General features: G+C 51.8%; 19 protein-coding genes. 15 read left to right on the forward strand and 4 right to left on the reverse strand.

Translation table 11 applies throughout. The features are described from left to right. Positions 1 to 149: 149 nt before the first annotated feature. From QEN58_RS05990 to QEN58_RS06015, 6 genes are all read left to right on the forward strand, one after another. A complete protein-coding gene (locus QEN58_RS05990; RefSeq protein ID WP_280106221.1) occupies positions 150 to 1,115 on the forward strand; it encodes a TAXI family TRAP transporter solute-binding subunit in 966 nt (321 codons plus the stop codon). Between the two features lie 21 nt (positions 1,116 to 1,136). After that, positions 1,137 to 3,047 carry a TRAP transporter permease gene (locus QEN58_RS05995; protein ID WP_280106222.1) on the forward strand — a complete coding sequence of 637 codons (1,911 nt, stop codon included), beginning with the start codon at positions 1,137 to 1,139 and terminating at the stop codon, positions 3,045 to 3,047. Next, positions 3,044 to 4,450 carry an acyclic terpene utilization AtuA family protein gene (locus tag QEN58_RS06000; RefSeq protein ID WP_280106223.1) on the forward strand — a complete coding sequence of 469 codons (1,407 nt, stop codon included), beginning with the start codon at positions 3,044 to 3,046 and terminating at the stop codon, positions 4,448 to 4,450. The genes QEN58_RS05995 and QEN58_RS06000 overlap by 4 nt, the downstream gene beginning before the upstream one ends. Continuing rightward, entirely contained in the window at positions 4,437 to 4,793 is a 357-nt protein-coding gene (locus QEN58_RS06005) for an AtuA-related protein (RefSeq protein WP_280106224.1), read from the forward strand. Before QEN58_RS06000 ends, QEN58_RS06005 begins: the two co-directional genes overlap by 14 nt. Positions 4,794 to 4,975: 182 nt before the next feature. Beyond that, on the forward strand, positions 4,976 to 6,199 hold the full coding sequence (locus tag QEN58_RS06010; RefSeq protein ID WP_280106225.1) for a YbfB/YjiJ family MFS transporter: 1,224 nt from the start codon (positions 4,976 to 4,978) through the stop codon (positions 6,197 to 6,199). A 101-nt stretch (positions 6,200 to 6,300) separates the two neighbouring features. Then, a complete protein-coding gene (locus QEN58_RS06015) occupies positions 6,301 to 7,764 on the forward strand; it encodes a sodium-dependent transporter (protein ID WP_280106226.1) in 1,464 nt (487 codons plus the stop codon). Positions 7,765 to 7,784: 20 nt separating this feature from the next. Here the strand turns inward: QEN58_RS06015 and QEN58_RS06020 are convergent, their stop codons facing one another. From QEN58_RS06020 to QEN58_RS06030, 3 genes are read right to left on the reverse strand one after another with little or no spacing between them, the layout of a single operon-like run. Beyond that, a complete protein-coding gene (locus QEN58_RS06020) occupies positions 7,785 to 8,894 on the reverse strand; it encodes an LBF_2804 family protein (protein WP_280106227.1) in 1,110 nt (369 codons plus the stop codon). Positions 8,895 to 8,936: 42 nt separating this feature from the next. Beyond that, positions 8,937 to 10,238 (reverse strand): Y-family DNA polymerase, encoded by a 1,302-nt coding sequence (locus tag QEN58_RS06025; protein WP_280106228.1) that lies wholly within the window; start codon positions 10,236 to 10,238, stop codon positions 8,937 to 8,939. A 13-nt stretch (positions 10,239 to 10,251) separates the two neighbouring features. Continuing rightward, positions 10,252 to 10,695 carry a LexA family protein gene (locus QEN58_RS06030; RefSeq protein WP_280106229.1) on the reverse strand — a complete coding sequence of 148 codons (444 nt, stop codon included), beginning with the start codon at positions 10,693 to 10,695 and terminating at the stop codon, positions 10,252 to 10,254. Between the two features lie 245 nt (positions 10,696 to 10,940). Between QEN58_RS06030 and glyA the strand changes: the two genes are divergently transcribed. Then, positions 10,941 to 12,206 carry a serine hydroxymethyltransferase gene (gene glyA, locus QEN58_RS06035; RefSeq protein ID WP_280106230.1) on the forward strand — a complete coding sequence of 422 codons (1,266 nt, stop codon included), beginning with the start codon at positions 10,941 to 10,943 and terminating at the stop codon, positions 12,204 to 12,206. 248 nt (positions 12,207 to 12,454) lie between these two features. Here the strand turns inward: glyA and QEN58_RS06040 are convergent, their stop codons facing one another. Then, positions 12,455 to 12,700, reverse strand: coding sequence for a transcription termination/antitermination NusG family protein (locus QEN58_RS06040; protein ID WP_280106231.1), 246 nt, complete (start codon positions 12,698 to 12,700; stop codon positions 12,455 to 12,457). 342 nt (positions 12,701 to 13,042) lie between these two features. Between QEN58_RS06040 and QEN58_RS06045 the strand changes: the two genes are divergently transcribed. The 8 genes from QEN58_RS06045 (at position 13,043) to QEN58_RS06080 (ending at position 20,829) form a co-directional block, all read left to right on the forward strand. Continuing rightward, positions 13,043 to 13,309 (forward strand): hypothetical protein, encoded by a 267-nt coding sequence (locus QEN58_RS06045; RefSeq protein WP_280106232.1) that lies wholly within the window; start codon positions 13,043 to 13,045, stop codon positions 13,307 to 13,309. 361 nt (positions 13,310 to 13,670) lie between these two features. Then, a complete protein-coding gene (locus QEN58_RS06050) occupies positions 13,671 to 13,760 on the forward strand; it encodes a hypothetical protein (RefSeq protein ID WP_280106233.1) in 90 nt (29 codons plus the stop codon). Positions 13,761 to 14,132: 372 nt separating this feature from the next. Beyond that, entirely contained in the window at positions 14,133 to 15,443 is a 1,311-nt protein-coding gene (locus QEN58_RS06055) for a nucleotide sugar dehydrogenase (RefSeq protein WP_280106234.1), read from the forward strand. Between the two features lie 27 nt (positions 15,444 to 15,470). Continuing rightward, on the forward strand, positions 15,471 to 16,592 hold the full coding sequence (locus QEN58_RS06060; protein WP_280106235.1) for a glycosyltransferase family 4 protein: 1,122 nt from the start codon (positions 15,471 to 15,473) through the stop codon (positions 16,590 to 16,592). 1 nt (position 16,593) lies between these two features. Then, positions 16,594 to 17,811 (forward strand): glycosyltransferase family 4 protein, encoded by a 1,218-nt coding sequence (locus QEN58_RS06065; RefSeq protein WP_280106236.1) that lies wholly within the window; start codon positions 16,594 to 16,596, stop codon positions 17,809 to 17,811. 86 nt (positions 17,812 to 17,897) lie between these two features. Beyond that, a complete protein-coding gene (gene neuC, locus QEN58_RS06070; protein ID WP_280106237.1) occupies positions 17,898 to 19,055 on the forward strand; it encodes a UDP-N-acetylglucosamine 2-epimerase in 1,158 nt (385 codons plus the stop codon). Then, positions 19,052 to 20,125, forward strand: coding sequence for an N-acetylneuraminate synthase (gene neuB, locus QEN58_RS06075; protein WP_280106238.1), 1,074 nt, complete (start codon positions 19,052 to 19,054; stop codon positions 20,123 to 20,125). Before neuC ends, neuB begins: the two co-directional genes overlap by 4 nt. Further along, positions 20,125 to 20,829 carry an acylneuraminate cytidylyltransferase family protein gene (locus QEN58_RS06080; RefSeq protein WP_280106239.1) on the forward strand — a complete coding sequence of 235 codons (705 nt, stop codon included), beginning with the start codon at positions 20,125 to 20,127 and terminating at the stop codon, positions 20,827 to 20,829. Before neuB ends, QEN58_RS06080 begins: the two co-directional genes overlap by 1 nt. Positions 20,830 to 20,832 lie beyond the last annotated feature (3 nt).

A 20,832-nucleotide genomic window follows, 5' to 3' on the forward strand; every position in this document is an offset into this window, starting at 1 on the left:
AAAACATAAATTAAAAACTATTCAATATACAAAATTAACCCGGCAGACCATGCTTGCTTTATCGCATGCAAACAGCGTCGCGATCACCGTTTTAGATAAAAAACCGCTCTACAATAACAATAGCTCGCAAAGCGAGCTTCGGAGACACAATGAAAACGCTACTGACCGCCATGGTGGCAAGCGCCGCGATGCTTGCTGCTGCCACTTCCCATGCCGATGAGCGCCTGCTGATTGGTTCAACCTCCAGTTCCTCCAGCCACTACAGCTACTTTGTCGCGGTTAACCAAATCATTAATAACCAAGTCGAAGGGGTGAGTTCCTCCGTTGCGGAAACCGGTGCCACCGTGGATAACCTACGCCGTTTAGGCCGCAACCAAATCGATATGGGCTTGGTCACCACCAATACGGGTTATCACGCCTACGCGGGTGAGGAAGATTTTGAAGGCCGCCCCGTCGATAGCCGCTTGCTATGGGTTTACACCGTGGCACCGCAGAATGCCGTAATGCGCCAGGATGCCGAGGTGGAAACGTTCGCTGACTTAAACGGTGTGCGCTTCAACCCAGGGATAACCGGGTCAGCCACTGAGAAAACCACCGAAGCGGTGATGCGTACCCTCGGCATCGAACCTGACTACGTGCGCGGCTCAACGACCGATATGGTCGACGCCATGAAAGATGGCCGGGTGATGGGGTCGGTTAAGTCGGGCGTCGGAGAGCGCCTGGATGGCTCCTCTATGGATATTGCCACTTTCACACCGATAAGCGTGCTGTCGCTAAACGACGAAGAAGCCGACACCTTACGCACTGAAATGCCCGACGTCGCCATTGTTGATGTGCCTGAAGGGGCTGCAGAGGGTATTCCTGCTTACACCACCTGGGCGTTCGGCGTCGCTGTGCATGCTCATCCAGACATGGATGACGAGACTGCCTATCAAATCGTCAAAGCCGTGATGGAAAACCCAGAGCCGCAGGTTAACGCCTTTGCGGCCATGCAGGATGCGGATATGGCGAAGATGACTCTGGAGGTTGGCACCGTGCCGCTTCATGCCGGCGCTGCGCGCTATTTCGAAGAGCAGGGGTATGACATCCCCGATGCCTTGCAGCCAGTCCAGTAAGGCACATCGGAGAAAATGATCATGCGCGAGACAGTCACCAAAGGCTTGGCGCTCCTGCTGGGTGGGCTAATCCTTTATACCTCCGCCACTGGGCCATTCGAGAGCTTAATTCAGCGGAGTATCTTTCTCGCGCTGGTCATCCTGCTAGGGCTTGCCGTTTATCCGTTAGGCGCAGGCAAGCGCTGGCGCCCGCTAGGTATAGTGATTGATGCGGTGCTGGCAGTGGGTGTGGTATTTGCCTGTAGCTATGTGGCGCTTAACCACGAACAAATTCTGGTCGAGCTCCCCTGGGCAACTCCTCGCGATATGCTGCTGACCGGCGTACTGCTGGTGGCCATTCTGGAGCTTTCGCGGCGCGCCATTGGAGCTATTTTTCCCCTGTTGGTGTTAGTGGGGCTAGCCTATGCGTGGTTTGGGGCCGCCATTCCAGGGCCGCTTGGCCACCGCGGCTTTGATCTCTACTACATGACCGAAACCATTTACCTCGGTGACTTGGGCGTGTGGGGCATGCTGGTGGGCGTGGCCGGCACCACCATTGCGGCTTTCGTGCTGTTTGGCTGTTTGTTGCTGCATACCGGGGGCGGCAATACCTTTATGGATCTTGCGCTGCGTATTAGCGGCCGCTCGCCGGGCGGTGCTGCTAAGGTGGCCACCGTAGCCTCCGGGCTGTTTGGCATGGTCAGCGGCAGCGCTGTGGCCAATGTGGCCACCACGGGCAACTTTACTATTCCGATGATGAAGCGCTTGAACTACCCACGACCCTTCGCGGCTGGGGTGGAAGCGGTCGCCTCGACCGGCGGCCAAATCGCACCGCCGATTCTGGGCGCTGCGGCATTCATCATGGCGGAAATTCTCGGCGAGAGTTACCTGCGTATTGCGCTCGCCGCTTTGCTACCGGCCATTCTGTTTTACCTGGGCGTATTCGTTACCATTCACTTGGTCGCCAAGCGCCGCCAACTTCAGGTCGTACCCGATGATGAGCTACCAAGCTGGTCAGACGTGATGCGGGCCGAACGTATCATTCCCATTCTGGCCGCATTAGGCGGGCTGTTTTACGGTGTGCTTAGCGGCCGTTCGATTCAAATGTCGGCGTTCTACGGCATCTTGATGACCGTGCTGACGTTCGTGCCTTTTGCGCTGATGGCCAAGATGTCGCTGCGCGAGATTGTCGGTAAGTTAGTAGCAGGCTTGGTTGATGCAGGCAAAGGCATGGTGATTATCGGCGTGCTGCTGGCTGGGGCGCAAATTCTCGTTGCCATGATCGGTATGACCGGCATCGGTGTGACGTTAGCCAGCTTGATCGTCACGGTGGGCGGGGAGTCGCTGTTCCTGGTCGCCTTTATCGTCGGCGGCGTGTGCCTGATTTTAGGCATGGGGATACCAACCACGGCAGCGTATGTGCTGGTGGCGTCGGTGCTGGCGCCAGCGCTTACCACCATCGGTGTCGAGCCGCTGATTGCTCACCTGTTCGTTTTCTACTTCGCCACCCTGTCGGTGATTACGCCGCCGGTCTGCATTGCGGTATTCGTGGCCTCGGGCATCGCCGACACCAATTGGCTACCGGCGGCGGTTGAATCAGTGCGCTTGGCGGCGGCGATCTACGTTATTCCCTTCCTGCTGCTGATCTACCCGGCCCTGGCGGGGTTTGGTTCTGCCCTGGAGATCGTCTTGGCCAGCTGCCAAGGGGTTGTGTTCGTGATGGCGTTTGCCGCCCTGATGTCGCGGGTAGCCATGACGGGCAAACGCTTGATCGATGTCATTGCGCTGATCGCGGTGATTGGTCTGGCGCTGACGCCCGGCTGGCTGACCACCCTGGCAGCGCTAGCCCTGATCATTGGGCTGTTTATACGCCGCCGCTCGCTGCTGAGAGACGAGCTGGCGTCTGTCGCAGGCGACCACCCCTCTCTTCAGGCCAAGGAGACACAGCTATGAGCTTTTTATTAGGCAGCGGGGCGGGCTTTTCCGGCGACCGTACCGATGCGGCCGTGGCGGTGGTGGCAGAGTTAATCAAGCGGCAGCAACCCTCGGCTCTAGTATTTGAAACCCTGGGCGAGCGGACATTAGCGGCAGCCCACCGGGCGATGCGTGAAGATCCCGAAAGCGGGTTTGAACCGCTATTAGACGAACTGCTGGCGCCGGTGCTGCGCGACTGCCTTGATCACGGCATTAAAATTCTAGGCAACTTTGGTGCCGCCAACCCCGGTGGCGCGTGCCAGGTAATTGCGGCGCTGGCCACACAGCTTGGCCGCCCAGATCTCAGCATTGCCCAGGTGCATGGTGACGATATCCGTCAACAGCTACATAGCTTGGATTTAGAGCGCTGGGAGGCCGAGCGACTGGAGATGCCGGGCGATGACGCCTTGATTTCAGCCAATGTCTACCTGGGTGCCAAGGCGCTGGCCGAAGCGCTGGCCATGCAAGCCGATGTCGTGGTCACCGGGCGTGTTGCCGACCCGGCGCTGTTTTTGGCGCCGTTGATGCACCATTTCGATTGGCGTTGGGACGATTGGGATCGCCTGGCCTGCGGCATGATGGCGGGGCACCTGGCCGAGTGTGGTGCCCAAGTGAGCGGCGGCTACTTTGCTGACCCCGGTTTTAAAGACGTTCCGGGCCTTGCCACGGTGGGCTACCCGATTATCGAAGTAGAGCATGATGGCAGCCTTATTATTACCAAGCCTGCCAACACCGGTGGCTGTGTTACCGAGCAGACGGTCAAAGAACAGCTGCTTTACGAAGTGCATGACCCGGCTAATTACCTTACTCCTGATGTCACGGTGGATCTTTCCCACGCGGAGGTACGTCAGTTATCACCCAACCGCGTGGCGGTGACGGGAATTCGCGGCAAGCCTGCTCCAGAGCGATTAAAAACCACCGTGTGCTACGAAGGTGGCTGGCAGGGCGAGGCGGAAATTTCCTATGCAGGGCCGAATGCCTTGGCAAGAGCCCAGCTTGCAGCGCAGGTACTGCGTGAACGATTGGTGTTTCGCGCTCCCGCGGAGCTGCGTACCCGCTTGGATATCATTGGTTTAGCCAGCGTGTTTGATAGCGATAGCGGCGAGCTTCAGCGTAGCGCTTCAGCTTCTAGCAGCGGCGATTATCGGCTGCGGCTGGCGGCCGAACACAGCGAGCGGCGCTGGGTAGCCCGCGCCACCCAGGAGCTATTGGCGCTCTACTGCGCCGGACCTGCGGGCGGTGGCGGCGTGCGGCGCCAGTTTCAACGGCGAGTGTTTACCGCCTCATATCTTGTCAAGCGTAGCGACGTTCATGCCCATGCCACGCTGTTTGAATCGTCGCCTTTCGGCGAACGCAGGAGTGAACGTTATGTTGCAAGCTGAACACACGCAAACGGCGGTGCACCCGCATTCCTCGGTTAGCCTTCATCAACTCGCCCACGCCCGTGCAGGTGATAAGGGCGAGCGGCTGAATGTGGCGTTATTTGCCTATGACCCAAACCACTACACCACCTTGCTGGACCAGGTAACCGAGGAGCGGGTGCTGGCGCTGTTTGCCCACCGCGGTGCCAGCCGAGTGCGACGCTACCCTCTGCCTAATTTGGCGGGCATGAACTTCGTGATCGATGACGTGCTGCAGGGGGGCGTTAATGGCGCGCTCAACCTGGATGGGCATGGCAAAACACTGTCGTTTTTGCTGCTAAGCATGGAGGTTAATTCGAGCTAGATCTTTTTAACCACGCCCCCGACTTAGGTGGTCATGACCCGCTGCCCGAAACACCTTACTATGACGACACAATACGCACGCTAATTAATATAACGATAGCCGTCGCTAAATAGCTAAGCCGTTAAATAGCTACGGCGTTAAATAGCTATGTCGTCTCTTAAGAGCCGCTAAGGAGCAGCCCCATGACCTCCGCAACGCTAGGTGCCCAGCGCTTCAAAGTGCTGCTGGCGGGCGTTTTTAGCCAAATATTATGTGTTGGCATCGCGCGCTTTGCCTATACCCCATTGCTACCGGTGATGCAGCAGCAGACCTGGATGGGGGATGCCGATGGCGGTTGGCTGGCGGCGGTTAACTACGCGGGCTATATGCTGGGGGCCGTGCTGGCCGCCTCTATTCACAGTATTTATATCAAAGACACGCTATTTCGCTGCGGGCTAATTCTGGCCGTGCTCACCACGGCGGGTATGGCGCTTACCGATCACTTCTGGGTTTGGGCAGGGTTGCGCTTTCTGGCGGGTCTTTCAAGCAGCGCTGCAATGCTATTAGCGTCAGGGCTGATTCTTCACTGGTTAATCCAACATCGTCAGCGCGGCGAGCTGGGAATTCATTTTGCCGGTTTGGGGCTAGGCATGATTGTCGCGGCCGTGGCAGTGGAGATGATGCTCCAGCTTTCCTTTAGCTGGCAAACCCAATGGTGGGGCTTTAGCCTGCTGGGTGCCGTGCTGCTGGTGCCTGCCTGGCGCTGGCTGCCACGGCCGGAAAAGCCGTTAGAGGGGGCTCATCTGGCGAGTAGCCGAACCGCTATGCCGCCGACACGTACTTTTATGCGCTGGATGCTCGCCGCCTACTTTTGCGCCGGTTATGGCTATGTGATCAGCGCTACCTTCCTAGTCGCCATCGTCGAGCGGGAACCACTGCTGTCGGGGATGGGCAACTGGACGTTCGCCCTGGCCGGTTTAGCCGCCGCTCCTGCCGTCATGCTATGGGATTTAGTCGCCCGTCGAGTAGGCTACTTAATGGCACTGATGATCGCTATGAGCATTCAAGTTATTGGTATTGTGCTCCCAGCCATTACCGCGAATGCCGCAGTGGTGCTGCTAAGCGCCGTGCTTTACGGCGGCACTTTCCTTGGCTGTGTCAGCTTAGTGCTGACCATGGCGGGCAGGCTCTATCCCGCCAGCCCTGCTCGATTAATGGGGCAGATGACGCTCGCATACGGTGCCGCCCAGATATGCGCTCCGGCGTTAACCGGTATGCTGGCGGAAGCCTCCGGCCACTATGGCGTTGGGCTGTGGTTGGCGGGCGGCTTTGTGACGCTTGGCGCCGTATTGCTGGCCTGTTTACGCAAGGTGGATCAAACCGCTCAGCGCTTGGATGCCGCAGCCAAAGCCTCGGTGTACGCCTAGCCCTTAGGAATAGCGTCTAGCCCTTAGGAACAGGGCTGAGTGGGCATTGCCCGTGAAATCCTTTAGGATGAGCGCCTTTTTCTGACAGGGTAAATGGGCAAATGACCTCTTCTAGGCAACCTCGCACCCAATGGCTAGGCCGCTGGGGATTTATGCTGGCGGCTACCGGCTCTGCCGTTGGGCTGGGCAATATCTGGAAATTCCCCTATATCACCGGGGAGTTCGGCGGCGGTGCCTTCGTCCTGGTGTATCTAGCCTGTATCTTTGCCGTGGGTGTGCCGGTCATGATGACCGAGATCGCCTTTGGGCGGCGTGGCCGCGGCAGCCCGGTAGATGCTATTCGACGCGTGGTCAATGAGTCTGGCCACTCATCGGCATGGTCGTTGATTGGCTGGATGGCCATGCTCTGCGGTTTTATGATCCTGTCGTTTTACGTGGTCGTGGCGGGCTGGTCGTTTTCGTATTTATGGAAAATGCTCACCGGCGGTTTGGCAGGCAGCAGCGTTGATGACATGGCTGCCGTATTTGGGGCCAATAACGCCAATCCGCTGAATCTCGGTGCCTGGAGTACCTTGGTGACGCTGCTCACCATGCTGATTGTGGGCAAGGGCGTACAGAAGGGGATTGAAAAGAGCGTAAGCTGGATGATGCCGGGCTTGGTCATCATGCTGGTGATCCTGATTGGCTTTGGCATGTTTTCCGGCGGCTTTGGCGCAGCGGTGAACTTCCTGTTCTCGTTCAACGCGGGCAGCCTCTCTAGCGAGGGCCTGCTGGCGGCGCTTGGCCACGCGTTCTTTACGCTCTCGCTGGCTTCCGGGGCGATTCTTACCTACGGCAGTTACCTGCCCAAGGGTGCCTCGATTGGCCGCACCACGGTCAGCGTGGCGGTGGCCGATACCGTTGTGGCGCTGATGGCGGGGCTGGCGATCTTCCCGGTTATTTTCGCCAACGGCACGAACCCCGGTGAAGGCCCAGGGCTGATTTTTATGAGCCTGCCGCTGGCCTTCCAGGCGATGCCGCTGGGCACGCTGTTTGGCATTCTGTTCTTCCTGATGCTTTCCATGGCGGCGTTGACCTCGGCTATTTCCATGGTCGAAGCCACGGTCTCCTGGCTGTGCGATAACAAAGGTATTTCACGCCCGGCAGCCGCTTGGGGTACCGGCATTGTGCTGTGGTTGATCAGCACCCTGGCGATGCTGTCGTTTAACCTGGGCGCGGATTGGACACTGGCAGGCAAAACCTTTTTCGACTGGCTGGACTACCTGACATCGCGCTGGATGATGCCGCTGGGTGGCCTGGGCATGGTGGTGCTGGCGGGGTTTGTATTAAAGAGCGACTCCTTCCGCGAAGAACTCGGGCTTGCGCCGCTACCTTACGCACTATGGATTGCCATGGTGCGCTACGTTAGCCCACTCGGCATTGTGGTGGTTTTTGTCGATGCCCTGGGTGTATATCAGGTCTCGTTTGCTGCCCATTGGCCTTGGCTGCTGGCGATTCTGGTTGCCATGGCGGCGCTTGGCGAAACCCTAAGCCCGCGGCTCCGCCATGTGCTAAAAAAGACGTAATCCTCTACGGCATCTACCCTTTACGGCATCTGTCCCGATAGCAAACGCCGCTGCTGTGCTTTTATATCCTCATTGCGCAGCGGCGTTTGGCAGGTCGCAAACACCTCGGCTAAGAATTTTTTGCGCGAACCACGGAAGGTGCCGCTAAGCAGCGCCGCCTGGGTGAGCGTGTGGAGCAGCGTTTTACGTGACTCGCCCGTCAGTGACGCATAGCCCTGTAAAGCAGCGGACCAATCAACGTCAATCGTCTGGGGTTTTTCAGGCAGGCTATCCAGCAGGCGAGCCAACAACAGCACCAGGTTCGGGTGTGGGTGTTGATTGCGCATAATAAGCTCGCCCACCCCCTTGGCTACCAAGCGTCGAGTGCGTTCGTCGCTGTCAGCCAGCGTTTCCATTAAATGTTTCACCAGAGCAGGGCCACGCGCCTGTAAGTAGGCTTCTTGAATAATGCGCGCGGCAATCCAAGCGTTCCACACGGCATATAGCGGCCCGGTTAATACAGGTAGAAAACCGCGTAGTGTCAATCGGCCCAATAAACGGCGCAGCAGCAGACGCAACAAAAAGCTGCTCAAGCTGATTTTTAATCGGTAAATCAGTGATCTAAAGGTTAGCTTCCAGCCGTGCAGATAGGCGTGTGGATCTACGCCATAAATGAGGCTACCGGGGCTGGGGTACTCCAAGGCCGCACGGGAAATGCCGTGAACGGTTAACTGAATATCGGGCTCCAGAGTATCCGTTTGGCCATAACGTAATCCCGCTAAGCGCGTTATCGTCGCTACGCCGCGAAGCGCATTCCAGTATAAAAACCCAATTTCCAGCGCGGTAACGGCACCTGCGAAGGCCAGATAGGACGCCCAGTAGGGGAGTTGTTCCCGCAGGCTCATGGCTGCCCAGTGGCCAGTGGCAAATTCACGCATAAACCACTCGGCGCCACCAATCAGCGTGCCGGAAATCATGCCAGCAAGCGCTGCCCAGACAATGATCCAGCGCCGTGCCCGCTTCAGGGCATAGGGGGCGGGGGAATCAAGTGCTGGCTGGCGGCGTAAATAGCGATGTACATAGCGGCTAGCCCAGCGTTGCGCTAAGCCAGGGGCCGGAGCGTACTCTTTATCTGGCCGAGAGAGGGGCATGAGAACCGCATTTCCTACGCATTTGGTCGCTTAGGGTAGCGGTTACGTCCGTGAAGTACACGCATCAATAGCGCCGGGGTGAGTGCCTGCCTTCATTAATTCATCCCAGCGCGTGGTATAGCGGTCTGAACGGTGGGCGCAGCGTAACTGCCAGGCGGCGGGGGCGTTGGTCATGCCAAAGCTAATAGTGCCTTGTCCCATCTGCTGGTTGATCTGGTCCACCGTGGCCATCAAAAACGGGTGACGATCCCGGGTGGGTGGATTGATTAGCGAAAGCTGGTGCTGCTCGGCGTCCACCAAATCCATCAGCATCACCCCGGCTTTCATAAACTGGTAGCGAGGGCGGTGAATCTGCTCAAGCCCTTGACGAACGGCATCAAGGATCACCCGGGTGTCGTCGCTGGGCGAGGGCAGGGCGATCACTGCGTTGGGGAAGTACTGCTTCTGGTCGCGCCGGTGGCGGTTGGTATTGAGAAATACCATGACCGCCCGGGCCATGCTCTGCTGTTCGCGCAGTTTTTCCGCACTACGCTGCGCGTGGCGACGCAGCGCATTATGCACTTCGGCAAAAACGCCGGTGGGCTGACCGAAAGAACGCGACGTCATGATACGCTGGCGCGGCTGATCCAGCGCGTTCATCTCCATGCAGGGCGTGCCACGCAGCTCGAGCGCGGTACGCGCCAGCACCACCGAGAAACGCTTGCGCAGCTGCTTTTCATCGCTTTCCCGCAGGTCCCAGGCGGTGTTAACGCCGCCAATGGCCAAACGCTCCGCTAGGCGTCGGCCGACGCCCCACACACTGCCCACTGGAGTACGTTTTAGCAGCGCCTCCGTGGTGTGATCCTGCCCATTAAGCAAGCAAACGCCTTGGTAGTGAGGGTCCTGCTTGGCAAGGTGATTGGCCAGTTTGGCAAGCGTATGGGTTGGGGCAAGCCCCACGCACACCGGTAATCCCAAATGCCGGCGAATACGCTGACGTAGCTTCCGCCCCAATGCCTCAGACTGGTCGTTGGTGAAACCGTCTAAATAGACGAACATTTCATCTATGGAGTAGGGGGCAATCTCTGGACAGGCATCGCGCAGCAGTTGAGCCAGGCGCGCCGACATGTCGCCATAAAGCTCATAGTTAGACGACAGCAGATGGATCTCGCCGCGCTGGCGCAACCCTTCAAGCTTGAAGGCGGGCGTACCCATAGGGATATCGAGCGCTTTCAACTCTGCAGAGCGGGCGATCACGCAACCGTCGTTGTTGGACATCACCCCAACGGGCCTGCCTTCAAGCCTGGGCCGAAAAACGCGTTCGCAACTGACATAAAAGTTGTTTGCATCCACCAGACCAATCATCGCCCCCACCTGTTTAACGTAAATACTCGTGCACCACCGCGCGCACCACGCCCCAGAGCTGACAGTCGGAGCCTTCAAGCGGTAGCGGCGGGTAGGCTGGGTGAGCGGAGCAAAGGTGCGGTGACTCTTTATAAAGCGAGTAGCGTTTAATCAGCACCTCGCCCTCCAGCATTGCCACCAACATATGACCCAAGCGGGGCTTGATACCGCGATCAACGATCAGTAAGTCGCCATCGAAAATCCCCCAGCCTTCCATGCTGTCGCCCGTCGCGGTGACATAAAACGTCTCGGTGGGGTTTTTAACCAGCCGTGTATTAAGGTCTAGCGTGCGCGGCTCGTAATCCTGCGCAGGCGAAGGAAAGCCGCTAAAACCAGCGCGGCCCGTAACGGTTAAATAAGGCAGCGGCTGGGAGCTTAACGGCAAGGCTGGAATAAAGTGAACTGACTGCCCCGGCATCGTCGGCATCCTGATTTTTAAATATTGTATAAATATACAGTATTTTGTCGCAGGAAAGAAAATGCAAATTGATGGGAAACCCCGAGATCGCCACGCTTCGCTCGCGATGACACTTCATTAGTCAGTACATGAATCACACTCATGCACGACCTGACGCGGATGCGATGAAAGTCGCGTCAGGCTGCGTTATGATAGCGCCCTCGCTTCTCCCATGATGACCCTTTCTCGTTACGAGGTTCCCGCCGATGTTCAGCCGCGATATGACAATTGCCGGATTCGATGATGTGCTGTTTGATGCCATGCAGAAAGAAGTGGAGCGCCAAGAAGCCCACATCGAACTGATCGCTTCCGAAAACTACGCCAGCCCCCGCGTACTCGAAGCCCAGGGCAGCCAGCTGACCAATAAATACGCCGAAGGCTACCCCGGTAAGCGCTACTACGGCGGCTGTGAGTTCGTCGATATCGCTGAAAACCTGGCCATTGATTACGCCAAAGAGCTGTTCGGCGCTACCTACGTAAACGTACAGCCGCACTCCGGCTCGCAGGCCAACAGCGCCGTGTTCCAAGCGCTCGTTAAGCCCGGCGATACCATTTTAGGCATGAGCCTGGATGCCGGTGGCCACCTGACCCACGGCGCCAAGCCGAGCTTTTCGGGCAAGCACTACAACGCCATTCAGTACGGCTTGGATGATCAAGAGCTGATCGATTACGACCAAGTGGCCCAGCTTGCTCGCGAGCACAAGCCCAAAATGATCATTGCCGGTTTCTCAGCCTATTCACAAATTGTCGATTGGGCCAAGTTCCGCGAGATCGCTGACGAAGTAGGCGCTTACTTGCTGGTCGATATGGCCCACGTCTCTGGATTGGTAGCTGCAGGTGTTTATCCCAGCCCGCTGCCTCATGCCCACGTGGTCACCTCCACCACCCACAAAACCCTACGCGGCCCACGCAGTGGCGTGATTCTTTCTGCTGAAAACGACGCGGATATCGAGAAGAAGCTGCAGTCAGCGGTTTTCCCCGGCGGCCAGGGCGGCCCCTTGATGCACGTGATCGCAGCCAAAGCGGTGTGCTTCAAAGAAGCCATGTCGCCAGAGTTCAAAACCTACCAGCAGCAGGTGGTTAAAAACGCCAAGGCAATGGCCAACGTGTTTATCGACCGTGGCTACGACATCGTCTCTGGCGGCACCGAGGACCACCTCTTCTTGCTTTCGCTGATCAAGCAGGGCGTAACGGGTAAAGATGCCGATGCCGCTTTGGGTCGTGCCCACATCACCGTGAACAAAAACGCCGTTCCTAACGACCCGCAAAGCCCGTTCGTAACTTCTGGCCTGCGTATTGGCACCCCTGCGGTGACCACGCGTGGTTTTGGTGAAGAAGAGTGTAGCCAGCTAGCTGGCTGGATCTGCGACATTCTCGATGTACTGGCCAAAGGCGAAGACACCAGCGCCATCGAAGCGAAGGTGCTGGATAAAGTGGCTGAGGTTTGTAAGCGTCTGCCGGTTTATAAATAAGCGACGAACGATGTAAGCGAAGCACGATGTAAATGCTTAACCTAGCGTTCTTGAAAGCCATCGAAAGATTAACATTTTCGGTGGCTTTGTCCGTTATGGCTTCTGCAATGCGCAATGGGAACTTCCACTGACCGGGAGCGGTTTAAGAAGGTAAGAAGGGGAAGGGCGCGGCCCCAGCATTTTGGATCGGTGAGCTGTGCAAGCTGACCTTTGAATGGTCCTTCGTTGGCTTGCCCGGCATCGTCAACTTAGAAATATACCTCTTTTGATGCTTCATCCTGAACGCTATGTTGGCGCAATGTCTCCACGAGGTGAGTGGGGATGGTAGCAGGTTGGTCGCCAAAGGCCACTAGGCTCAATGCACCCCGCGTAGAACGAATTGGCCGCCAGTTGCTGACCACTTGGTCAAGCTCAATAAATAAGTAATGATGGAAAAGCGTTTCGGTGAGCCACACCAGCTTGCTTGCGACATTGCCAACACTGGGGGGAAACATGATAGTGCTGGTTTCCCAACTGCCCCGCCGCGCGGAAAGACTCGCCCCCCTTACGCTGAATAAGTTACCATTGCGCGCACTCTGTGCTGGTTTGGCTATAGTAAAGGCTCATGTCACTCCTTGCGGTAGGATGAGTTAACCCAGGAGGTTGTCTAAACTCAGAGTCAGCGTACATTGTAACAAAATCGTAGTGATCGAGTGCAGCAAATGACGTACTAGAGCGCGCCGTTGGCACACCAAATGCTGCTACATAAGGCTAGGGCAAGGGAAACGTCCGGAACAATCCCTGGGCGGTAGCGTGGCTGAATATTTTTTAGATGGCTAAGTTTGAAAACGGAGCCCATGACTATCGAAGTCTCGGCGATAATTACTCTCTTGGTGATGGTTGTCACCTTAGCTGCACTTCGCGATAACCGGCATTGCCCTGATGCGATTTTAGGCTGCCTGCCTGGTCATCAGCCCCCTGCCAAGCGTGGAGTGATTACCTTTGCCACGCTTTACGTGGTAGCGGTTGGGCTGTACGAAATCGGGGCGATTCAATGGCTGGCCCACCGCCTGTACGGTCAAACCACACGGCTAAGCCAAGCCCAGCCCCAGCTACACGTGTAACTGCTTGCTGCCGGGCTTAGCGCCTTTATGAACACCACCACCAACGTAGTCGCCATGTTCATACCCGCAATACAGGAACGGGCTGTACGTTAAAACTTCCCCCGGGCAAGCTGCTACTGCCGTTGAGCTATGCGGTGATCATCGGTGGCACCTGCACGCTGATTGGCACCAGTACCAACTTGGTGTTGGATGGCCTGCTATAAAACCGAGCGCTGCGTCAGCCTCTCGGTGTTTGCACTGGTTTGGGTAGGTGTGCATTTTAAGCCTTATGCGCGGACCTGACTAAGCACGAACGCTTAAGTATGGGGGTTCGATTCAACCGTGTTCGGTAGCGGAAGGCCAAGCTGATTTATACCCGTGCTTGACCCCCTGTGAATGGGATATCGCTGCCGCCCAGCCCGTGGTCACAGCCGCAGATGGAGAAGTCAACGCACTCCCCTGGAGCCACTAAGCTGTAATTAGCAGGAAAGCGTGCTCAACCCATATTTTATTGTACTTGTACAGCGCGATAGCCGCTGGGAAGACGCGCTAAAAAAGCGATAGACCTTGTAAGAGCCAGACTTGACGGTCGATCAGACTATCTACATGCATCCACCTACTGCAGCACTGGGCTTAGTGCTTGGTCACTAATCATCGTCATTAGTTATATTCATGATGCGATAAGTCTACAATTTTGCCGTGTTTGATCTGTAATGTATAAATTAAATACAATACAAAACATACGCATGCATAGAGATATAAGAATTCAGCTAAAACTTTGGTTTGACGTGATTTAAGCGATTATGTAAAGCATTTATATATCTTGAGTTTAAAGGAAAAATATATGAGTCATAAGAAAAAATTAATTAATCTTTTTGTTAACAAAAAAGCGCATATAGGTGTGGTAGGGCTAGGTTATGTTGGTTTGCCTTTAATGTTGCGATATAACGAGGTGGGCTTTAAGGTTGTTGGTATTGATATAGATGGGGAAAAAGTTGATGCATTAAGCTCTGGAGAGAGTTATATAGGCCACATATCTGAAGAAAAAATAAAAAAAGCTTGCGCTACAGGGTTTGAAGCTACAACAGATTTTAGTCGAGTTTCAGAGTTAGATGCTATTATATTATGTGTGCCGACACCTCTTAATAAATACAGAGAACCAGATATTAGTTATGTCATTGATACCGTGGAAGCATTGTTGCCATATTTGAGAAAAGGTCAAGTTGTTTCGCTTGAGAGCACAACTTATCCTGGTACAACTGAAGAAGAATTACTACCAAGAATACAAGGGAAAGGGCTTGAAGTTGGTGAGGATATATTTCTTGTATATTCTCCTGAACGTGAGGACCCAGGTAATCCTGATTATGAAACACGGACTATCCCTAAAATAGTGGGTGGCCAGACTGTCAGTTGTAAGGAAGTTGGTGTTGCCCTATATGAGCAAGCAGTTGATAAGGTTGTGGCTCTAAGTTCAGCCAAAGCAGCAGAAATGACCAAGCTTTTAGAAAATATACATCGCGCAGTAAATATTGGCCTGGTAAATGAAATGAAGATTGTGGCTGATAAAATGGGCATTGATATTTTCGAAGTTGTAGATGCAGCTGCAACTAAACCTTTTGGGTTTACTCCCTATTATCCAGGCCCAGGGTTGGGAGGGCATTGTATACCGATCGACCCTTTTTACTTGACTTGGAAAGCGCGGGAATATGACGTCCACACTCGTTTTATAGAGCTTTCAGGTGAAGTTAATCGTGCTATGCCATATTATGTGGTCGATAAGCTCGTTGGAGGAATGAATGATGTGGGTAAACCATTAAAAGGTAGCCATATACTTGTGCTAGGAATTGCATACAAGAAAAATGTAGGAGACGTTCGTGAGTCTCCTTCGGTTGCAATTATGGAATTAATAAGAAATAAAAAAGCAAATGTCGCTTACTCTGATCCTTATTTTCCAGCTTTTCCTAAGATGAGAAATCATTTTTTTGACTTAACCAGTGATCCACTAACAAAGGAAAGTTTGAAAAAATTTGATGCAATAGTATTGGCTACAGATCATGATTCTTTTGATTTGAAGTTCTTGCAGGAAAACGCAAAATTAATTATTGATGCTAGAGGTAAATATAGAAATAACGAGCCAAATGTAATCAGGGCGTAGTATTTTTTAATTACTTGAAATTATATTATGAAAATATTGCATATATGTTCTTATTATGTCGGCTCTCTTGTTTATAAGAAGCTTTTCGAGAGTTTAGATTCAGAGGAGCGTGTAAGTAAACAGTATGTATGGGTGCCAGTGCGAAAACATCACCATGAAGGTAAAAACTTAAGTAGCAAAAAGAAAATTAAAATTATTTACGTTAAAAGTTTGGATAGGTTCACCCGGTTATCTTTTCTTTATAAACTGCTACGGCTGGTTTTAAGCTTTCACCGTGACCAAAAGCGGGCTGATATTCTTCAAGGATGTAATGTTATCCACGCTCATACTTTGTACTCAGATGGCTATCTAGCTTACTGGTTGAGTCGTAAATACCAAATACCTTATGTACTGAGTATTCGCACTACGGATGTCAGTGTCTTTGAGCGCTTTCTTCCTCATTGGCGGTGGATGACTCGGCGAGTCATAGCTAATGCGCAATGTCTTATCTTCATTTCACCTGCACACAAGATAACGATTGAAGCAAAGTACGCAAACGATTTGCCCAAAACACTGCTAGTTACCAATGGCTTGGATGAATATTGGATTAGTAACGCCATCTGCAGTTCAGCTCCAGAGAGGTCGAAGGCACGGAGTGGTATTTATATTGGCGAAATCAACGCCAACAAAAATATTAAGCGCGCTATTCTAGCGTTCTTTAAAATAGCCGATGACAACGACGCGACATTTACAGTACTTGGAGGTGAATACTCAACGTTCTCTGCTATCTACGGTGAGATTCCCGAGGTGCTACGGTCTCGTGTTGATTTCATTTCCCGAACAGAGGACAAGCAGTGCATCAAAGAATTGTTGAGACAACATCAAGTGTTAATCATGCCATCGTTCATGGAAACTTTTGGCCTCACCTACCTTGAGGCGATCAGCCAATGCGTACCTGTGGTATTTAGTCATGGACAGGGCATTGATGGGCTTTATCCTGAGGGAATGGTTGGGTTCTCTTGTGACCCGAGTCGGGAGGAAAGCATCGCTGATGCCATTCTTAATGTCTTTAAGCATTTCCCAGAAGGCCTAATCTTTGAGGGCAATAACCCAGTAGAAGATTATTCTTGGCAATCACGTGCGCAAATTTTAATGAAAAATGCATACTGATATGAAAGTTCTTTATTTACACCAATACTTTGCGACACCTGATAACTCTGGAGGGGTGCGCTCATATCAATTCGGGAAGCGCCTTGCTGAAGCTGGACACTCTGTTGATCTCGTTACATCGACGGCGTTCTTTCCGGTAGCCCGAAACTCAAGATTTCAATTAGTTAGCCAGCATGACATCGACGGGATAAAAGTACATGCGATTCATATAGAGTATGTGAACCAGATGAGTTTTTTTCGGCGAATCGTTGCTTTTTTATTATTTATGATAGTTTCATCTGTATATGTAATGAAGTTGCGCAAGCATGATCTTATTTATGCATCCAGCACACCGTTGACTATTGCTGTACCTGCACTGATCTATAAAGCGTTTAGGCGTGTCCCTATGGTTTTTGAAGTTAGAGACCTTTGGCCCGATATTCCAGTTGAACTGGGCATAATAAAATCAAAATTACTAATCAAAGTTCTTTATCGGTTTGAGCACTTTGTATACAAAGCCTCAAAAAAAATTGTGGTTCTGTCTACAGGCATGCGCGACGAACTAATTAAAAAGGGGGTTAAAAATGAAAAAATCGTTGTGGTACCTAATGCCTGTGACATCAAGGAGTTTTCGAAGGAGGTAAGCTCAGATGTAGCTGAGCAGCTTTTCAGCCAGCACGGCCAAGTCAGGCTTTGCATCTATGCAGGGACATTCGGCTACGTCAACAATCTGGACTATGTGCTGGATATTGCCGTACATCTAAAAGATCTAGGAAGAAATATTAAATTTATTTTGATTGGAGATGGACAGGAAAAGCCCCACCTTCAGCGCAGAGTACAGGATGAAGGGCTCGCTGAACAAGTTGTCCTTTTGCCCGCTATGAGCAAGGCCGAGTTGATTCCTTATCTGAAAGCTTCTGACGCCTGCCTATCAGTAGTAAGGGATATTCCCGCGCTTTACAATAACTCAGCAAATAAGTTTTTCGACGCATTGGCTGCCGGTAAACCCATCATCATTAACCACGGTGGTTGGCAAGCAGACGTGATCAGGGATAACGGGATTGGCCTGGTGCTATGCAGAAACCCAGAAAAGAGCGCCAGGAAGCTGATCGACTTCATGGATAGAATTCAAGAGATAGACACAGAATGTATATTAAATTTAGCTCACGAAAATTACTCAAGGGATAAGCTTTTTAGAAAACTATGTTGTGATGCTTTATACCCTGCAGTTCATTCATGATGATAAAGAACTGCGCTTATTATGTGAGAGTAAAATAAGTGTGGTGGAGTGTTATTGGCAAATATAGCCAGAAGGAATAAAACAGAATGCAAAAAATCACAGTGTTTACCAGTACGCGTGCAGAATATGGGCTGTTGTATTGGCTTATCAAGGAACTTCACGAAAGTGCAGATTTTGAATTACAATTAGTAGTAGCGGGAACACATCTTTCTCATGAGTATGGTTATACAGTCAATGATATTATTGCAGATGGTTTTACCCCAAATGAATGTATTTCAACGCTTATAGCTGATGACTCTCCTCAAGCTATTACACGCTCCTCAGCCATGTTGGCTATGGTCATGGGTGACTATTTTGCACGTGAAAACCCTGATTACATTATTGTGCTGGGTGATCGGATAGAGCTAATGGCTGTGTGTGAAGCGGCCGTGATAGCCAAGATTCCCATTGTTCATTTACACGGAGGTGAGATAACTGAAGGTGCTGTTGATGAAAAAGTGCGCCATGCCATCAGTAAATTGGCAAGCCTCCACTTTACATCGACAGAAGCCTATCGTCGCCGTGTGATACAAATGGGCGAGAATCCAGAAAGAGTATATAACTGCGGTGCACTTGGGCTTGAGTCGATGGCTCGCCAGGACGCAGTCGAACGCAAACAAATGTCAGAAAGTGTTGGTATTAGTGTCGATGAGAGATATTTCCTTATTGTCTACCATCCAGAGACTCACAAGAAGTCTGAAAATATTGATGCACTACTTCAAGCAATTGAAGACTTTCCAGATTATAAGAAATTGTTTATATACCCAAACTCGGACATGATGAGCCGAGATATTATTGAGGCCATTCAGGCGTTCGCAGCACATCATCCTCAGAATGTGTTACTCATCAAATCATTGCAGCGTGATATATATCTATCTCTGATGAAACATTGCGAGTTGTATCTTGGAAACTCCTCGTCAGGAATCATCGAAATGCCTAGTTTCAAGAGACCTATCATTAACATCGGTGATAGGCAGCGAGGGCGCATTCGCTCTATAGCAACACTGGACGTAGAACTTGATTACCATCAAATTTCGAATGCAATCAGTACGGCTATGACAACTGAACATCAGGAAAGAGTTACGCATATCGACAACCCTTATCAAGGTAGTGCGCCATCAAGCTTTATAGCTGATGTGCTACGCAATGCTAATGAGAAAGTCGGTATTCAAAAGACATTCTTCGATTTGGACTTTAATCTATGAGCACTTATGTTATTGCAGAAGTTGGTGTTAACCACAATGGCTCAGTAACACTCGCAAAAGATTTAATACGTGTGGCAAGCGAGTGTGGAGCTGATGCTGTTAAATTTCAAACATTTGTAACGGATAAACTAGTAACAAGTTACGCAAAAAAAGCAAGTTATCAAAACGAAAATGATGCTAGTTCATCTTCGCAAGCTGATATGCTCCGAAGGCTTGAACTAAAGTACGATGACTATGTGATAATAAAAAAAGAGTGTGATAAATATAATATAGATTTCATGACAACATGCTTCGATAGTGATTCGCTTGATTTTATTATTAAAACTGCTGCACCAAAAATCCTCAAAATTGGGTCTGGTGACCTCACTAATCTTCCATTTTTGATTGAGCATGCTCGAACAGGGGTTAGCATCATCATCTCTACTGGTATGGCCATGTTGTCTGAAGTAGAAGATGCTCTTGCAGCGTTGGCTTTCGGATACCAGTCAGAGCCAGGTACAACTCCAGAGAGTTATCGCTGGTTAAAATATAACTACTTTACCCCCGAGTCCATCGAGCAACTGAAAAATAAAGTTACTATCCTTCATTGTGTCACAGACTATCCAGCGCAAGCACAGGATTTAAACCTTAATGCCATCCGTCAGTTGCGAGAAGTTTATGGCTTAAATGTAGGCTATTCGGATCATTCGACAGGTATTGAAGCATGCTGTGCAGCCGTTGCCTTGGGAGCAACCTGTTTGGAAAAGCATATCACTTTAGATCAAAGCATGCCTGGGCCTGATCACGCGGCATCCTCTACGCCTGAAGAGTTTAGACATTTTATTGATGCTATTCGTAACCTTGATAAAGCACTGCTTCCGAAAGTGAAGGCTCCATCCCCGCGCGAGCAGGCAAACCTTGAAGTAGCTCGCAAGTATCTCGTTGCTGCAAAAGAGATTGCTGAAGGGGAGTTGTTCACTTCAGATAATATTGATATCAAGCGTTCTGCAACTGGACTAATGCCAAATCAGTATTGGGATATACTTGGTCAGCCAGCGCGGAAAACATACAGCGAGGGGGAGAGCATCTGATGGCTGCTCCGCGCAAGCGTTATTTGGTAGTCATTCCTGCCCGTGGGGGGAGCAAACGACTCCCCGGCAAAAATTTGATGAAAATTGGTGACGATTCCTTGATTGGGTGCGCGATTTTATGTGCCAAGAATGCAAGCATTGTTGGTGATATCACTGTAAGCACCGACGATCAAAGCATAGCAACTGAGGCAATGCGCTATGGCCCATATGTACCTTTCATGAGGCCCAAGCAGCTAGCTACAGACGAAGCTAAAACGATAGATGTTGTCGACCATGCAATTCAGTGGTTTGCCAGCAGGGGAAACCACTATGACGCTTTAATCGTTTTACAGCCTACATCACCATTACGAACGGCACAGGATCTTCGGCAAGCAGTTGAGCTGTTCGAGGAACGTGAGGCTGATGCTGTGGTATCAGTATGTAAACTTGAACACCCTCTTCAATGGTGTGCTGAGCTCGGACCAAATGGAAGCATGGAAAAATTTGGGGAGAGTGATAATTCGCAGATGCGATCCCAAGAGCTAGCACATCATTACCGCCTTAATGGGGCTATATATATTTATGATATAAAGTCGTTAAGTACGTATGGAAAGTTCTATTTCAATAATAATACCTTTGCCTATGAAATGGATGAAGTGTCTTCTATAGATATCGATACTCACCATGATTACCTAATGGCTGAATATTTTTATTCTATAAGATAGAGG

It is taken from the genome of Halomonas alkaliantarctica (assembly GCF_029854215.1).
Lineage (GTDB): Bacteria > Pseudomonadota > Gammaproteobacteria > Pseudomonadales > Halomonadaceae > Vreelandella > Vreelandella alkaliantarctica_A.

Coding starts and splice junctions, on each gene's coding strand:
- QEN58_RS05990 (WP_280106221.1), top strand. CDS start 150: ATGAAAACGCTACTGACCGCCATGGTGGCAAGCGCCGCGATGCTTGCT.
- QEN58_RS05995 (WP_280106222.1), top strand. CDS start 1,137: ATGCGCGAGACAGTCACCAAAGGCTTGGCGCTCCTGCTGGGTGGGCTA.
- QEN58_RS06000 (WP_280106223.1), top strand. CDS start 3,044: ATGAGCTTTTTATTAGGCAGCGGGGCGGGCTTTTCCGGCGACCGTACC.
- QEN58_RS06005 (WP_280106224.1), top strand. CDS start 4,437: ATGTTGCAAGCTGAACACACGCAAACGGCGGTGCACCCGCATTCCTCG.
- QEN58_RS06010 (WP_280106225.1), top strand. CDS start 4,976: ATGACCTCCGCAACGCTAGGTGCCCAGCGCTTCAAAGTGCTGCTGGCG.
- QEN58_RS06015 (WP_280106226.1), top strand. CDS start 6,301: ATGACCTCTTCTAGGCAACCTCGCACCCAATGGCTAGGCCGCTGGGGA.
- QEN58_RS06020 (WP_280106227.1), bottom strand. CDS start 8,894: ATGCCCCTCTCTCGGCCAGATAAAGAGTACGCTCCGGCCCCTGGCTTA.
- QEN58_RS06025 (WP_280106228.1), bottom strand. CDS start 10,238: ATGATTGGTCTGGTGGATGCAAACAACTTTTATGTCAGTTGCGAACGC.
- QEN58_RS06030 (WP_280106229.1), bottom strand. CDS start 10,695: ATGCCGGGGCAGTCAGTTCACTTTATTCCAGCCTTGCCGTTAAGCTCC.
- glyA (WP_280106230.1), top strand. CDS start 10,941: ATGTTCAGCCGCGATATGACAATTGCCGGATTCGATGATGTGCTGTTT.
- QEN58_RS06040 (WP_280106231.1), bottom strand. CDS start 12,700: ATGTTTCCCCCCAGTGTTGGCAATGTCGCAAGCAAGCTGGTGTGGCTC.
- QEN58_RS06045 (WP_280106232.1), top strand. CDS start 13,043: ATGACTATCGAAGTCTCGGCGATAATTACTCTCTTGGTGATGGTTGTC.
- QEN58_RS06055 (WP_280106234.1), top strand. CDS start 14,133: ATGAGTCATAAGAAAAAATTAATTAATCTTTTTGTTAACAAAAAAGCG.
- QEN58_RS06060 (WP_280106235.1), top strand. CDS start 15,471: ATGAAAATATTGCATATATGTTCTTATTATGTCGGCTCTCTTGTTTAT.
- QEN58_RS06065 (WP_280106236.1), top strand. CDS start 16,594: ATGAAAGTTCTTTATTTACACCAATACTTTGCGACACCTGATAACTCT.
- neuC (WP_280106237.1), top strand. CDS start 17,898: ATGCAAAAAATCACAGTGTTTACCAGTACGCGTGCAGAATATGGGCTG.
- neuB (WP_280106238.1), top strand. CDS start 19,052: ATGAGCACTTATGTTATTGCAGAAGTTGGTGTTAACCACAATGGCTCA.
- QEN58_RS06080 (WP_280106239.1), top strand. CDS start 20,125: ATGGCTGCTCCGCGCAAGCGTTATTTGGTAGTCATTCCTGCCCGTGGG.